General features: G+C 59.9%; 14 protein-coding genes. 12 read left to right on the plus strand and 2 right to left on the minus strand.

Annotated features, from left to right (window positions below):
• The first annotated feature begins 114 nt into the window (after window positions 1-114).
• The 10 genes from ACX9MO_RS13355 to ACX9MO_RS13400 all read left to right on the plus strand — a co-directional run bounded on the left by ACX9MO_RS13355 (window position 115) and on the right by ACX9MO_RS13400 (window position 9,867).
• On the plus strand, window positions 115-1,365 hold the full coding sequence (locus ACX9MO_RS13355) for a hypothetical protein (RefSeq protein WP_462212190.1): 1,251 nt from the start codon (window positions 115-117) through the stop codon (window positions 1,363-1,365).
• Window positions 1,358-1,768, plus strand: coding sequence for a DUF6074 family protein (locus ACX9MO_RS13360; RefSeq protein WP_462212191.1), 411 nt, complete (start codon window positions 1,358-1,360; stop codon window positions 1,766-1,768). Before ACX9MO_RS13355 ends, ACX9MO_RS13360 begins: the two co-directional genes overlap by 8 nt.
• Window positions 1,761-2,483: a hypothetical protein gene (locus ACX9MO_RS13365; protein ID WP_462212192.1), complete on the plus strand. Its 723-nt coding sequence runs from the start codon at window positions 1,761-1,763 to the stop codon at window positions 2,481-2,483. Before ACX9MO_RS13360 ends, ACX9MO_RS13365 begins: the two co-directional genes overlap by 8 nt.
• A 74-nt stretch (window positions 2,484-2,557) precedes the next feature.
• Window positions 2,558-2,965 (plus strand): hypothetical protein, encoded by a 408-nt coding sequence (locus ACX9MO_RS13370; protein ID WP_462212193.1) that lies wholly within the window; start codon window positions 2,558-2,560, stop codon window positions 2,963-2,965.
• Window positions 2,965-3,561 carry a hypothetical protein gene (locus ACX9MO_RS13375; RefSeq protein ID WP_462212194.1) on the plus strand — a complete coding sequence of 199 codons (597 nt, stop codon included), beginning with the start codon at window positions 2,965-2,967 and terminating at the stop codon, window positions 3,559-3,561. Before ACX9MO_RS13370 ends, ACX9MO_RS13375 begins: the two co-directional genes overlap by 1 nt.
• A gap of 420 nt (window positions 3,562-3,981) precedes the next feature.
• On the plus strand, window positions 3,982-4,797 hold the full coding sequence (locus ACX9MO_RS13380; protein WP_462212195.1) for a hypothetical protein: 816 nt from the start codon (window positions 3,982-3,984) through the stop codon (window positions 4,795-4,797).
• Between the two features lie 65 nt (window positions 4,798-4,862).
• Window positions 4,863-5,273 (plus strand): hypothetical protein, encoded by a 411-nt coding sequence (locus tag ACX9MO_RS13385; protein ID WP_462212196.1) that lies wholly within the window; start codon window positions 4,863-4,865, stop codon window positions 5,271-5,273.
• On the plus strand, window positions 5,263-5,760 hold the full coding sequence (locus ACX9MO_RS13390) for a hypothetical protein (RefSeq protein WP_462212197.1): 498 nt from the start codon (window positions 5,263-5,265) through the stop codon (window positions 5,758-5,760). The genes ACX9MO_RS13385 and ACX9MO_RS13390 overlap by 11 nt, the downstream gene beginning before the upstream one ends.
• A gap of 976 nt (window positions 5,761-6,736) precedes the next feature.
• Window positions 6,737-7,135 (plus strand): hypothetical protein, encoded by a 399-nt coding sequence (locus tag ACX9MO_RS13395; protein ID WP_462212198.1) that lies wholly within the window; start codon window positions 6,737-6,739, stop codon window positions 7,133-7,135.
• A gap of 1,616 nt (window positions 7,136-8,751) precedes the next feature.
• Complete coding sequence (locus tag ACX9MO_RS13400; protein ID WP_462212199.1) at window positions 8,752-9,867, plus strand: hypothetical protein; 1,116 nt, start codon at window positions 8,752-8,754, stop codon at window positions 9,865-9,867.
• Between the two features lie 510 nt (window positions 9,868-10,377).
• On the opposite strand, the gene ACX9MO_RS13405 is transcribed toward ACX9MO_RS13400, so the two are convergent.
• Window positions 10,378-11,277 (minus strand): EF-hand domain-containing protein, encoded by a 900-nt coding sequence (locus ACX9MO_RS13405; RefSeq protein WP_462212200.1) that lies wholly within the window; start codon window positions 11,275-11,277, stop codon window positions 10,378-10,380.
• 251 nt (window positions 11,278-11,528) lie between these two features.
• Here ACX9MO_RS13405 and ACX9MO_RS13410 point away from each other — a divergent pair, with 251 nt between their 5' ends.
• A complete protein-coding gene (locus ACX9MO_RS13410) occupies window positions 11,529-11,885 on the plus strand; it encodes a nucleotide-binding protein (RefSeq protein WP_462212201.1) in 357 nt (118 codons plus the stop codon).
• 17 nt (window positions 11,886-11,902) lie between these two features.
• Here the strand turns inward: ACX9MO_RS13410 and ACX9MO_RS13415 are convergent, their stop codons facing one another.
• A complete protein-coding gene (locus tag ACX9MO_RS13415; RefSeq protein WP_462212202.1) occupies window positions 11,903-12,454 on the minus strand; it encodes a thermonuclease family protein in 552 nt (183 codons plus the stop codon).
• Between the two features lie 59 nt (window positions 12,455-12,513).
• Between ACX9MO_RS13415 and ACX9MO_RS13420 the strand changes: the two genes are divergently transcribed.
• Window positions 12,514-12,951: a hypothetical protein gene (locus ACX9MO_RS13420; RefSeq protein ID WP_462212203.1), complete on the plus strand. Its 438-nt coding sequence runs from the start codon at window positions 12,514-12,516 to the stop codon at window positions 12,949-12,951.
• The last annotated feature ends 3 nt before the right edge of the window (window positions 12,952-12,954 follow it).

Genomic DNA, 12,954 nt, shown 5'->3' on the forward strand with positions numbered 1-12,954 from the left:
GGAAAACCCCGGCGCGCGGGGCTGCGCGACCGGGGCACATGGGAACATTGAGCACCGCCACGCTACTGCCGGTGCAGGTCTCGGACAAGCGCTGAGTGGCCGGGAGGTGCGGGTATGACCGGCACAACGTCGAAAACGAAGCGGGCCGCGCGAAAATTTGAATGGCTCGCGGCAATCCGCAAGAACGGGGTGCGTGATGGTGTCACGAGGCTCGATCTCTGGGTGGCGCTCGCCCTGCTGGACTGGCTTGACGATGACCTGACCTGCTACCGGGCGCACGCTGACATTGGGAAGGATGTCGGCTGTTCCGAAACTTCTGCACGCGCTTCTACTGCACGCCTCCGGAAGGCTGGGTTTTTGTCCGTTTCGGATGCTCCGAAGCGCACCGGGAAGCGCCCCAACGGTGGGCGGCTGGCGACGACATATGTGCTGAAGTTCCCGGACGGTTTCCGCAAGCCAGCTTGCGGAAACGATGAGGAGGTTTCCGCAACTCGGGGCGCGGAAACTGTGGGTGTTGAAGCCAAGCAAGAACATGGGGTTTCCGCAAGCCAGCTTACGGAGGTTTCCGCAAGCCAGATTGCGGCCATACCCTTGGAGGATCCCGTAGAGAGCGGGAGCGCCCTTGGGCGCGCTCCCGCTTATTCTATCGACGCGGTTTCCATTTCTTCGGATGACGTCGCCATCGAGGCCGAGGGCAGCCCGGATGATCGGGGGGACGGGACACAGGGGCCTAATGCCCCTGTGCCCGATCCCCTGTCCCAGCCCCTTGATCCAATGTCGGCGGCGGTTTCTGAGCTCGCCCATGCGCTCGGCGATGAAGACTTGGCGCGCGAGGTCATGCGCGGTTCGATCATGGGTCTCGCGGGCTTTGATCGGGGATTGAGGAAATCTTGTGCCCAGAACCTGCGGCGAATTACTCGCGGCGGTCAGATGGCATGGGGCGACTTGCACGCCCACATTGTCGCTATAGTCGAGGCCAACGGCGGTGATGGTAGGGCCGCTGCCGCGAGGGCTGAGGCGGACATGGTAGCTCTCGACTGTGAGGTTGACGCGGTTGGCGACGCCCTTGGCGACTTGCACGCCGGGCTGGATGGGAAACAGCTTGCTGAAGCTATCCTGTCTGGCGTCATGCACGACGATGCTGCGGCGTTCCAGTGGGCGGCGGTCGCGGTCCTAGGTGCGATCCAACGCGGCGAACCCGGAACAGCAAGCGCGTCGTTCAATAGGCACAACGAACTGGTTTCGGCGCTGATCGGTGCTGACGGTGCCGGGCAGTTCATGGCCAACGTCATGGCTGTGAAAGCTGCTCGTTCCGGAGGAGAGCAACGTTTCATTTTGGCAAGGGGAGCGAAGTGCAATGGCTGAGATTTTCCGATTTCCTGAGAGCGCGAAGGCAGACCCGGAGAGGCGCATCCCCGTCTGGCAGCATATGGGCGCGGGGCCCTCGGCAGAGTTGGTCGCGACCGGCGAAACCTTGGTTCGATGGTTCCGTTTCTGCCCACGCGATGCCGCTGTGCTGGGTTGCGCGATTAGGGACCGCGCAGAAACGGTCGCATGGTGGCGCGCGCACCTCGCCGAGGTGCGCGCGCACATGCGGGCCAGCGGGCTGCCCTCGGGCCGCATTGATGAGGTGGTGAAGGACTACACCGCACTCGTGCGGGCGGAGGTTGCAGTCTTTCGCAACGCGAAGATGAGCGCCGATGAACTGCGCCGCGCCGGTTGTTTGGCGGCGATCCACGACCGGAAGCAGGTGGGCGACGATGCTTGACCTCGCCTTGAACCCCGACCGCGATTGGCTCCTCTGGCAAGGCGCGGTGAACGACGATCAGCCGAGCGCGGCCCGGCCCGGCGCTGGCCGAGGCGACCGGCAGCACGAGGCCGAGCCGTATATCTCAATCGACAGCAGGGACCTTTCGGAACCGTTCACCGCTCCGTGGTTTGAGCGCCCGTCCCTTTGGGGCGTCCTCCTCCCCGTGAACAGCGAAGACTTCGCCGAAGATGATCCGTCCCGTCTGGCAGGCTCTGGGCCGCTGCCGGTTGCCACGGCGATGATCCTCGGTTCCGAGGCGCTGGAGACGCATCCGCTGCGTGAGGTTCGAGAGCTGGGCGGGAGGCTGCGACAGTACATCGAGGGGGAGCACTACCGTGAGATGACGCTCGACCGTTTCATTGGCTTCCGGGTGAGCGGGATGCGCCCTTTCGATTATAGGGAGAAGGTGGCACGGAGAGACGCATTGGTCGTCGCGTTGGCGGCGAATGAGATGTACGCCGATTTAGGGTGCTCATCGACTGCGGAGGCGATCCGCAAGGGCTTTGACGGCTATTTCACCGATGTATGGCAACGTCGGAAAGACACCGCTCCGATCCCGACAAAAGAGCCAAAATTGACCTTCTGGCGCATCGCGCAGATTGGCCTGACGGCGCCGATGCCGAACGTCCAAACGATTACAGGCATGATCCGTAAGGTCCGGGGTCTCGATTAATTCGAGGTACCCCGGTTCTCGGATTATCGAGAAGGGGCGATCTTTGGCTCAGACATTGGAGCCGAGGATCGCGCATGAAGACCGAGAGCATTGAATTCGACCCCACCCGCCTGCTGGCGCTCGACCGTATCAGGCGGGAAGCGCGGGCGCGGCAGGGAGGCGCCTACGAAGAGTACCAGACAGCGCGCGAGCGTCGTCAGGAGGCGCAAGGCCGCGCCAACCTGCTGCGCAAGCGTTCGATTGATGAGGGCCCGGATGGTCGCGCCCGCGCCCTCGATCAGGCCGAGCAGGCCGAGAAGGAAGCCGCCGAGTTCACCCGCCAAATGGCCGACCGGCAGGCGGAGGGCGACGCCCACCGCACTGAGTTGGGTCGGGCGGGAACGCTCCTCACGCAATGCCTGAAATTCGCCGTGGATACCGGCATGTCGATCCCGCCTGAACTGGAAGCCAAGGCCGCGAAGGTCAGCGGGGGAGCGATCTGATGCAAATTCCCTTTCTGAAATCGCTCGCCGCAAGCCGCGACGCCGCCGCCGAAGCTCGCCAAAATATCGATGCTCTTCGCGAGGAAATCGCCGAGGTCAAAAACACGATCTCGCGCCTTCGCAGCGCGCCGCAGCCGGTCGCCGAGGCGATGGAGGCCTTTGATCGCTGGTCGGAAAAAGTCGCGGATGCGGGTGTAGCCGCAATGCATCCGGAGCACCTTCTACAGCCCGAAGCCGCCGCACGTGGGCTGCGGCTTCCCTACGCGACGGTCAATGTGGAGGGGGAACGGCATACCAACTTCGACCGCGTGGACGAAGTACTTCTGGGCCTTGTGCTCGCAGCCTCGATGCCTGCCCTTCGCGAGATAGTGGAGGGCCAGCTTGATGGGCTGGTAGAAGGTCGCGAGACCCTGAGCGCGGATGCCCGGGCCGAACGGATCGCTGAGGCCGAGGACGATCTTCTCCAGCTGGAACTTACCGAGGAAGCCGCAGTGCGCTCGATGGAGGCGGCAGGCGTCGTGATCGCGCGTCGTGCCGATGCTGACCCCCGGGCCATACTCGCGTCCGACGCCTCGTTGGCCACGCTGGTCGGGTAATGGAACACCGTCCGCGTTCGTTCCCAACGCGGCGGGATAGGCGGCGGGTCTTGCGGTCAGCCCGCCGCCGCGTAACCGCCCGCCTGACCGGCCACCCGGTCATGGGAGGGGGGACCCTAGGGACCGTCTCCCTGCGGGCCTAGCGCGGGGCTTGGACCGCCCGACGGTTCGCCGATTTCCTGATCCCGAGATTTTGCGTTTGGTTGGCAAATCAAAGGCTTACCGAGCCCGCGAAAATCACCCCTCCCGAACCAGCCCCGGACCCGGCCCCGGATGGGGCAATCCGAACACGAAAGGCTCGAAAATTGACCGAGAAATCTCCCCCTGAGAAGCCGATGAGCGAGGCCGCCAAGATGCTTCTGGCGCGCGCCGCCGCGAAGCTCGACCCCAACAAATCCGATGAAGGAAAGGATCACCGCGATGACCGCAAAGCCGATTGAACTGGACCGCTCGCCTGCCGCTATAAGGCGCCGCGACGACAAGATTGCTGACCGCATGAGCGGTGTATCAATGTCCGCGCCGACAGCCGAACGCGCCGCCGCCCGGAAGCGGGCGACGGAAGTCGTGGAAGCCGAGGAACTGGCGGAAGCGCAGGCTGCCGCCATCGCAACGGAGGCCGAGGCCGAGCGGGCCCGGATCTCGGCCATCGTCGCAACGGGCACGGACATGGGGCGGCCCCGGCAGGCCTTGCGGCTGGCGCTTCTGGGTCCTGTGAGCCCGGCACAGGCTGGCGCAATCCTCGGTGCGCTGCCGCTCGATGCTGATCCTGCCGCCGCGACCGACCTCCCCACGGTCGGCGCCTTCGGTGGTTCGGCGGCGCAGGCCGAACGCCGCCGGATCGCTGGGATAATCGGCCATGCCGCCGCCGGGGGACGTTTCCGGTCGGCCTGCGCCATCGCATTGGAAGGCGACGCGATGGACATCGCGACCGCTACCGCGCTTCTCGCTGGCCTTCCCAAAGATGTCGCGCCGGGCAACGGCAAGAGCGAGATCGAGCAGCGCGCCGAAGGTCTGGCGGAGTTCGGCGACGATGCCTTCGGCGGCCCCATGTCTAAGTCAGAGCGGATCGCGCAGGGCTGGGCCAAGGCTGCCGCTGCCGCGAACCAGATGATCGGCGCGGGTGATGCCGCGCCGGTTCAACCGCAATCCAGCGGCGCGACCACGATGGACGAGGATCCGACGTTCGGCCTGACCGATGCGGCCCGCGCCGCAGCGCTGCGGGGTGCCCGGACGTGACCGGTCAGCCCGGCGATGAGTGTTCGACTGCGGATGCGGCCCGCCTCCTTAACATCTCGGACGAAATGTTCAGGAAGGTGGCCTCGGCAGGCTTCATCGACCGCCACCGCCGTGGCCGCACCACGGTGTCGGGCGCCGTGCGGGGGTACGCTCAATTCCTCCTGTCCGGGGCCGAAAGGTCCGACGCGAACGCGAGCCAGTCGCGCTCGCACCGCGCCAAGGCGGAGAAAATCCGCCGCGCCACGGCGCGCCGCCGTCGCGGACTTGTGGAGTGCGGCGAGGTCGAGGCGGTCATCGACATGACGGTGGACCGGGCCGTCGAGCGCCTGCGGGCGGTCGATCTAGGCGGCCTGATCGACGGTCCCACCGCCGAGACCTTTGCTGCCGAGGTCGAGGCTGCCGTGGCACGGATCGGCGCGGCGCGCGACCGGGCCGTGGCCGATCTGTGGGGCGAGGAGGTCGGCGATGACGGGTAAACCTCCGGAGCAGGTCCACGTCCCTATCTCCACCCTGCGGCGGATCACGGGGGCGGAGCCGGGCCAGATTGAGGTCCTGATCAAGGCGCGAGCCATCTCGCAGAAGGACGGGCACGTCCCCTTGGTGGCTGGCGTGCGGGCCTTCATCGAAGCCATCCGCGTTCAGGCGCGGGAGGCCTCGCTTACGGCTGCCCGCGACGAGGCCCGGGACGCCCGTGCCGAGGCGGCAGAGCTGGACCTGCTGCTCGATGAGCGCGGCCTCGTTCCCGAGGAAGACGCGCAAGACGCGCTCGCGGCCGTCTGCGGGGCGATCACGTCGGAGCTTAACATCATCGCGGCTCGGACAACCCGCGATATCTCCGTCCGGCGGGTGGTCGAAGACGTGCTGCATGAGCTCCAACGCGATCTGGCGCAGGAGATTTCCCTAGAGGCGGAGGCCGAACGCGCCCGAAGCGGGGGCCGAAAGCGGAAGAGGACGGGCCAATGACCGCCTACATGATCGACTTCGCCACCGCCCCGGAGCTCGGGACGCGGCTACCGTATTTTAGTGGCGTGACCCTCACGTTGATCGCTTCTGCCCCATATCGCCGCCGAGACGGAAAGCTCTCGGCGCTGCTCGAATGGTCGGCTCCCGATGGCCGCGTGGGAGTGTCAGGGCTGCGGGCCAAGTCAGTCCGTTGGGGTGCCACGGTGGCCGACACGCTCCGCCGTTCTGCCGAGGCTCGGGCCGCTGAGGTCGAATAGGGCGAAGGTGGAGCGTGGTTGGCACCAAAGGGACTCGACTGTACTCAGGTCGAAGTGGTTGCGAAATAACCGCACGGATATCCGTGCGCTTGTCCGCTCAAATATTGGACGCCACGTGCGGGCACGAAGGCCGATAGGTGTTGGCCAAAAAAAGAAAACACGCAGGACGGATGAAGGCTAGACCCGACCAGATGGTGCGGATCGCATAGACAACACCCAGCGCGGCGCCCTTCTGGAAACGCAAGGCAGTGCTGGGAATTGTCAGATGCGGCTTCCCTCAGGTCGATGAGACCGAGCAAGAAGGCGGTGGCCAGCCCCCAGAGCAGGGCTCACCGGGAACCGCGATTTGTGCGGACGGGATCAAGCTCGACAGCTGCCCCTTGCTCCACCAAAGTTGTGGAGAAAATGGGTTGCCAGCGGCACTACAAAAAACGACGATATAGAAGCCAACATTCATTGGTTGTGCGTCACTGTAAGTTACAGGGCAGCGGGGCTAATCACTTTGGTGGGTAAGGGGAGCTTTGAGCGGACTAAGGCTCTGGCCATGTTTGAGGGTGCGTGCGGTGTTCGGATCACATTTAAGACAAGGTGATGAAGTAGGGTTAGCGATAAGGAATTCGCTCGCCTCAGTTTCAGTGGGAACATCGCTTTATTGCCCTGAGCTGGGATTTTCTCCGAATCGAACGTTTCTCTTGGAGCCTTATGTTTTAGGATACTCCATGTCCTTTATGGGGCTTTTCCGAAATATCATCCTGAGAGGTTCAAAGTGGTCCGCGCGCAAATCTGGGGAGTATATGATTCGAGCGTTTGCCGAGCTTCAGAGAGATACAGATGCACTGGGCATGACCCAAATAAATGATGCTATCTCTAGGTGCCGAGAGCATCCCGAATTTGAGCAAGGCGTGAAGCATGCCGAGCTAAATTTTGGCGCAATGTTTGGTCTTATTAAGGCGACGGACGCGGATCCAATTGTCGTGAAGGCGAGGATGTTGGCAAGAGACTTTCAGATGATTTCTTCCGGTCCTTCGTCGGAGGGCGATCCGGATGCGGGCTTTAAAATCGCGGTGGCAAATTTGACGGTTAGGCAAAAACTCCAAGAAATGTACCCGCAGGTGTAGAGTAGAGTGCTGCGTGGCCCGATCGACGCCGGGTAAGGCGCCAAAAGTGACGATGGAGTTTTGATAGCGTTTTCTACGCTTGGCTTTTCCCGCAGAATCAGGACGCACATTGTCGCCGGTCGCTACGCCGCCCAAGATGAGTCAGATTGCTTTATTGCGCAGTGCTTCAGAAAAGGACGCCTCAGCTAGGTGCGGTATGTCATAAGGGGGAAGTTAATAACGCCAGTGCGATATCTTGTTAGTGCGAGCTAGAAAAACAGAAGGAGTTCCTGTGCTACTGTCTAGATTTTCTATATCAAATTTGGTTCGGTGCACCAGTCTTCTTGGCGTCCTATTAATGCCTTGCTCTGTTACTGGGCAATCCGCATCTGAGAGTGCATCGGAGGTCAATGGTGGTGATTTTGTTAGGGCTTTTCTGGGGAACTGCGCGCAAAATGCAGGCGATTTCGATGTCGTTGTGAGAGCGGCAGAAGCCTTGGGCTTCGCTGAGCTTCCCGAAGAGATGACCCCACTTCTAGCGCCCAAAGACCCTCAAGCCGAATTCGTTGGGTTTTATGTCCAATCAGGTGTTGGCGCCCCATATCTATTGGGGGTCTCCAAGGGCAATCTGGAAGGGCAGCCCTTTATAAATTGTTCCATTGCGAACCCCTACATAGAAACCGCCCAAGTTGTGCTGGCTTTAGAGCAGTTTGCGAGGCTCAGTGTTCCAGGGCATGATGAAGCAGCAATGGGTCAGAGGTATAGGGTTTGGTTTGTCGACGTGTGGGGGCAAGGTGCCTTCATATCGTTGACGGATGCGGAGCCTATGGGACTTGGCGGAGCTACTCTTTCAATATCCGCGCCATCGGTGCCCTAGAAGTGTGGAAAAGGGGATTTTGTGTGTTTAGAGAGGTTTGGGACTTCATGACAGGTGCATTAGGAGTCGTAGCATGGATTTTGGTTGCTGTGGGTGGGCTCTATTGGCTTTGGGTCGCTATTCAGCTCGGGAGCTTTTTCATGTTTGTGCTCGGAGTGTTTCCGATAACAGCAATACTTCTGGCAGCGCCTGTGGGTGCATGGTCTCTTCTGTTTGGTGTTCCGGATTGGGTTGTCAACTTATTTGGGTAATTTTTCCGGGGTGGGCCTGTTGAACTTGCCCCAGAGGAATATTGAATCCGGGAGTCCTGAGATTGGAGTCGCTGGCATGTGGAAACCTTCATTGTTCTATATCGCGCGTCAAACCGGTCGGACAATAAAGCGTCTATGAAGAGTTGAACACCATGTCCATCTGCTTTGATGCCCAGATGTAGCGAAGGGAGCGCGGTCTGAGAAGGGATCGGTGAGCCGTTCGCATTCCTAGTAGGACCGTTCAGGGCAGCAAGTGGAGTTTCGCTGTATGTTTCTCTACTGTTTGCAGTACTGACGAAGCTGCCGTCGGTCCTGCAAATTTTAAGAGCGGCCTTGTGAGCTTCTGGACGATAGAAAAACGGTGTACAAGCGGCAGGGCTGATATTCGCTGTCTGAGGAGGTAATGTTGATGGTGGTTAGGATGCTTACATTCATAATGTGCAGCCAGTGGCGTCCGCCGCCTGAGGTGATAGGGTCTCGTCCAGTATTGAATTACAAGGAGATTATTGGTGATTAGGCGCGTACTGGTATTTGGCTTCTTGGCCTTCCTGCAGGCATCTGTTGCTGCTGCCGGCAATCTTCGTGCCACGCCGGATATTCCCGACTGCGATTTCCTTTTTTCAGGTATCGTTGAGGTCGGTGACGCTAAGCAGATCGAAAACACCATTCGCCCGTCCTCTGAAGGTGTTGTTTTGTGTCTGGAGAGTCCCGGAGGCAACTTTGTCGAAGGCATTCGGATGTTCTACGCGATCTGGTACAAAGATTCGATCGAGACACGAGTCCGGAAAGGTAACTCCTGCCATTCTGCTTGCGCGCTTGCTTTCCTGGGAGGTTCGCGGGTTGTCGGCACCGGTACCATCAGGGGCAAGTTCGCCTCTATCGAACCTGGGGCGCGTCTCGGGTTTCATGCGCCAAGGCTGGTGCTTCCGGACGACGAGCGGTTTTCGCCAGAGACCGTAGAGGCTGCCTATAATGAAGCCATATGGGGCGCATCGCAGCTTTTCCTGATGTCTCGCATGGAGGAACATTCCGCCCGGGGCATGTCCGATTTCCTGTACGCAAACACTTTGGCGACGCCGCCGGACTCCATGTACGAAATCGATATGATCGGAAAGGCAAGTCTCGCCGAAATAGGTGTGCGTAACGTACCGATGCCGGAAATAACTTGGCGCGGTATCCGCAATGTCTGCGAGACCGCACTGATCATGACCGAAGGCCGCTTGTCTGTACAAGCGGACTTCGCAGATGCATTTGAGGAGTTTACGGATGTGGGCGATGACGGCACCGGACGTCCGATCGCGCTTCAGGATCGCTTTTGGAGCTGGTCCACGGAATTCACAGCGAACTTTGTGGTTCGCGGTTACCCGGCGCCGCACAAGAACGAGCGTTTCTGCAAAGTATCTCTGAGCAAATTTGCCCTGCAGCGAGAACTCGGTCTGCCTCTGGAGCAGCGTGACGTGTCATCTCAATGGTTCTCGGTGACGCTCTGGGACGATGCATACGCTCCTATTGACCTTTCCTTCAGTCAGTACGCAGAGGCCAGCACCAAGGTTGACGAAACGGCATCAGTGCCGTGGACCGCACTATGGGATCCTATGACGCCGCTCGCGAACTTTGCACATTGATCTTTCTATGACAGAACAACTGTCGTTCATCGCGAAATCGGTAAGAAGCAACTTGCTGCGCTGCAGATGCTGCATCAGGGCCCAGAACTGACTCTTGCTATTTTTTTCAAGAGGGATCGAAGTGGGTTGTCTCTTCCATCACCCAAGTCGGCCCTATTCGCTTCTCTGCCATTGGCATAGGGTGCGTCATCCGCCACTCAAGGCTCAGAATAGCCCTTCGTCACGCACGGATAATCGCAGCTTTAGGCTGTTCGAACCCTTTCCGGGCCTAGCGTGACCGGAAGCCGAAGATCTCCACTCACTGAGGCATAGCTACCGGCGCCACGCTCGTGGGAGCCCCTTAGGTAGCGGCTCGCCGTCGGCGCAACGCGCAAACAAGTCAGATCAGACAGGGATCGTTTACTCGGCATCGCGGGCGACAGGCTGGCAGTGGTTTCGCTTGGCCCGTATCGCAAGGAGTGTCGGTTCTGGCCGTAGAGGAGCACCCGGCGTGCGAACTGGGTAGGGCGGTTACTGCATCAGTATCTTCATAAGCATGGGCAATTGGCCTAGTGTCTCAAACGGTATCTTGTCTGTAAGGCCTGTGACGTCCGCTTCCGAGCTTAGCACCGGAGCTATGTTGCCGAGGTCAGTCATGAGTTCCTGCAAGCTGACACCTCCCGAGCCATCATAGTCGAATTGTGCTGCAAGGCTGAAACCGACGAGTGGTAATGTGGGCAGAACGGCGAGTGTCATCCCGTAGGACTGTTCGTCCATTCCGTTGGTCGCGATCCGTTCTCCGAGTCCGGAGAGCAAGCCGATCCGCATCCCACGCGCCAGCTCCGCTGGCCGCAGTTCACCGTCGGCTGCCACATCAAGGAACGAAAATAGCGACATAATGCAGGTCTCGCCGCCAGCAAGACAGTCGTTAAGAACACTGCTTTCATGGAACGTGATCAGTTCGGCAAACGGGAGCGCGAGTTGCATTGGCGCTGTGTCGCAGCCTGTATAGCTGAGCGGATCCAGTCCTTCAAAGGTGGAAGGGGCGCCTGCGCTACTCGGTGTCGCATTGTCATCACTCGTGTAATAGGAGATCAGCTTCCCGGCATCGAGGCGGATGAACTCGCGTGCATCCGGAGGATGAGATAGTTGGAGCCAACCGTCAATCTCGGGGACGTCGCTGTAGACCTGCGTGTAGAAGGTCCTCATTTCAGGTTCTTTTTGCGCTTTGATAAGAAGGTCGGAGGTTTGGCCAATTACTCGGAACTCATTGGTGGGGTCTGCGCAGCTGTCCGGGTTTTCGGATAGTACCCAAACGCCCTGCAAGCTTTCTGGGAGCTGTGGCTTGGGCTTGCTGATCTGAGCAATTGCCGGACTTGACGCGACGATTGCGAGGGCCAATCCAGCAATCCTCTTCCCGATAGTTTTCATCTTGATTTCCCCGATCTGACAGAAGCGCCCCTTTCAGCTTGCAACTTTTTTCTATGTTTCAGCAAAGAATTTATGAAGCCAGTAAGCAGCCGTGATGCGGAGTATGCAGGCGTTAGTGTGATTGAGTGGCGTAGCTTGACTGCCATGGTCGGATGTCGGTCGGAATGTCAGGTAGTATCAAAGATCACCACTTAACGATGTTCTTACGAGGGCGTAGGCTAGGTCAAACATCCTAACGGAACGAGTTTTCCATGCGATACATTGCACAGCTTCTCATTGCGGTGGCACTTGCCCTGTCCCTCGCCGTCTCCGCGCAAGCCGAGACAATACCCCCGAAGGAGGCTGCTTACTATGTCGGGCAGGCCGTGACAGTCGAGGGTGTCGTCGCCCAAGTCTCGTCCAGCAGGGGAACGACTTTCATCAACTTTGGCGGGCGCTATCCGAACCACGTATTCTACGCCGTGGTTTTCAAGGGCGATGCAGGGCGTTTCGCCGGATTGCAGGGGCTAGAGGGAAGGGTCGTGGAAATCAGTGGGACCATTGAGCTATACAAGGGTAAGCCGCAGATCATCCTAAAATCGCCGGGCCAAATCTCGGTGGGGAACTAACGGGCATCGGAGCCGCGTCACTGTCCGCTCCGCCAGACCCATGGCATGATGAATCGGCTCGCCCATATGCCCCGTTTCGCCGCCTTAGCCTCATCCTCTTCAAGAACGTAGTCTTGCCCATATTGGCGGTAGGCAACCGCCCAGCCTTCGGCCACGAGCCATGCATTCAGGTCCTCGCCCTTCTGGTAGCATTTCGCCACGAAGCGGCCATAGAGGTCCGTGTAGATTACATGGCATTGGACCGTGGTACTCTCAATTTTGTCGGCAAGCGCATTAGCTGCATCGGTTCCGCATCGCCATTCTGTTCCGTCGGGGCGAAGGCAGCGTTGACGCCATTCGATTGCGTCAATGGCGTGAAGTCTGATCCGGTCTCCATGGATTTCCAGAGTATCGCCGTCGATCACGCTGGCGATACCCGTAAGGACACGTTCAGAGGCAGCGTAGGCTTCCGGCGAAGCAAAGAATGCAGAGAGTAGGGTTAGGATCGCCCAAAGCTCTTTCCCGCGCTTTGGTGGGGTTGAGTGGATTGTCTGGGCGCGATGGCCGTCGTGGCGCGCGGACTGGTACATTGGGAGCGGGCCTCCTCGGGACTGTTGTGGCACAGGATGGGTGATTGCCGGAGGCCAGCATGACGGAGAATACCACAGCAGTCGTCGCCATTGATATGAGCCAAGCTCGGCTGGAAGCCACGCCAGTCGAGCATGCCATCACCCGCCATCCCTTGTTACCGGATGCTGACGTCTATGTCGTCAGGGGGAAACCTGACCCGGCCCGCTGCGACGGTCAAGGCACTGAAATTGAGGGCTCGTGCCTAGACGTGGAGGCTGGAATGAGGGTGCCAGAAATTTTGTTGGCTCCTCGGCGCACTACGGGCCTGCTGGCCGAAACCGCCGGGCCTTGTTGGCCTTTACGGGCCGTTGCGTATGTTCAGGGCTTCTTCCTCTTGCTGGCGCAAGAGCTCTGCATCGCACGCTGGGCATCGCGCCTGTTTTGCGGTCTGCAGCACGTTTCCAGAAGTTTCATCGTGTATCGCAAGGGTTGGCTAGCGGCTCGGCTATTTGGCTGATTG

It is taken from the genome of Pseudooceanicola profundus, from assembly GCF_054919315.1.

Coding starts and splice junctions, on each gene's coding strand:
- ACX9MO_RS13355 (WP_462212190.1), top strand. CDS start 115: ATGACCGGCACAACGTCGAAAACGAAGCGGGCCGCGCGAAAATTTGAA.
- ACX9MO_RS13360 (WP_462212191.1), top strand. CDS start 1,358: ATGGCTGAGATTTTCCGATTTCCTGAGAGCGCGAAGGCAGACCCGGAG.
- ACX9MO_RS13365 (WP_462212192.1), top strand. CDS start 1,761: ATGCTTGACCTCGCCTTGAACCCCGACCGCGATTGGCTCCTCTGGCAA.
- ACX9MO_RS13370 (WP_462212193.1), top strand. CDS start 2,558: ATGAAGACCGAGAGCATTGAATTCGACCCCACCCGCCTGCTGGCGCTC.
- ACX9MO_RS13375 (WP_462212194.1), top strand. CDS start 2,965: ATGCAAATTCCCTTTCTGAAATCGCTCGCCGCAAGCCGCGACGCCGCC.
- ACX9MO_RS13380 (WP_462212195.1), top strand. CDS start 3,982: ATGACCGCAAAGCCGATTGAACTGGACCGCTCGCCTGCCGCTATAAGG.
- ACX9MO_RS13385 (WP_462212196.1), top strand. CDS start 4,863: ATGTTCAGGAAGGTGGCCTCGGCAGGCTTCATCGACCGCCACCGCCGT.
- ACX9MO_RS13390 (WP_462212197.1), top strand. CDS start 5,263: ATGACGGGTAAACCTCCGGAGCAGGTCCACGTCCCTATCTCCACCCTG.
- ACX9MO_RS13395 (WP_462212198.1), top strand. CDS start 6,737: ATGTCCTTTATGGGGCTTTTCCGAAATATCATCCTGAGAGGTTCAAAG.
- ACX9MO_RS13405 (WP_462212200.1), bottom strand. CDS start 11,277: ATGAAAACTATCGGGAAGAGGATTGCTGGATTGGCCCTCGCAATCGTC.
- ACX9MO_RS13410 (WP_462212201.1), top strand. CDS start 11,529: ATGCGATACATTGCACAGCTTCTCATTGCGGTGGCACTTGCCCTGTCC.
- ACX9MO_RS13415 (WP_462212202.1), bottom strand. CDS start 12,454: ATGTACCAGTCCGCGCGCCACGACGGCCATCGCGCCCAGACAATCCAC.
- ACX9MO_RS13420 (WP_462212203.1), top strand. CDS start 12,514: ATGACGGAGAATACCACAGCAGTCGTCGCCATTGATATGAGCCAAGCT.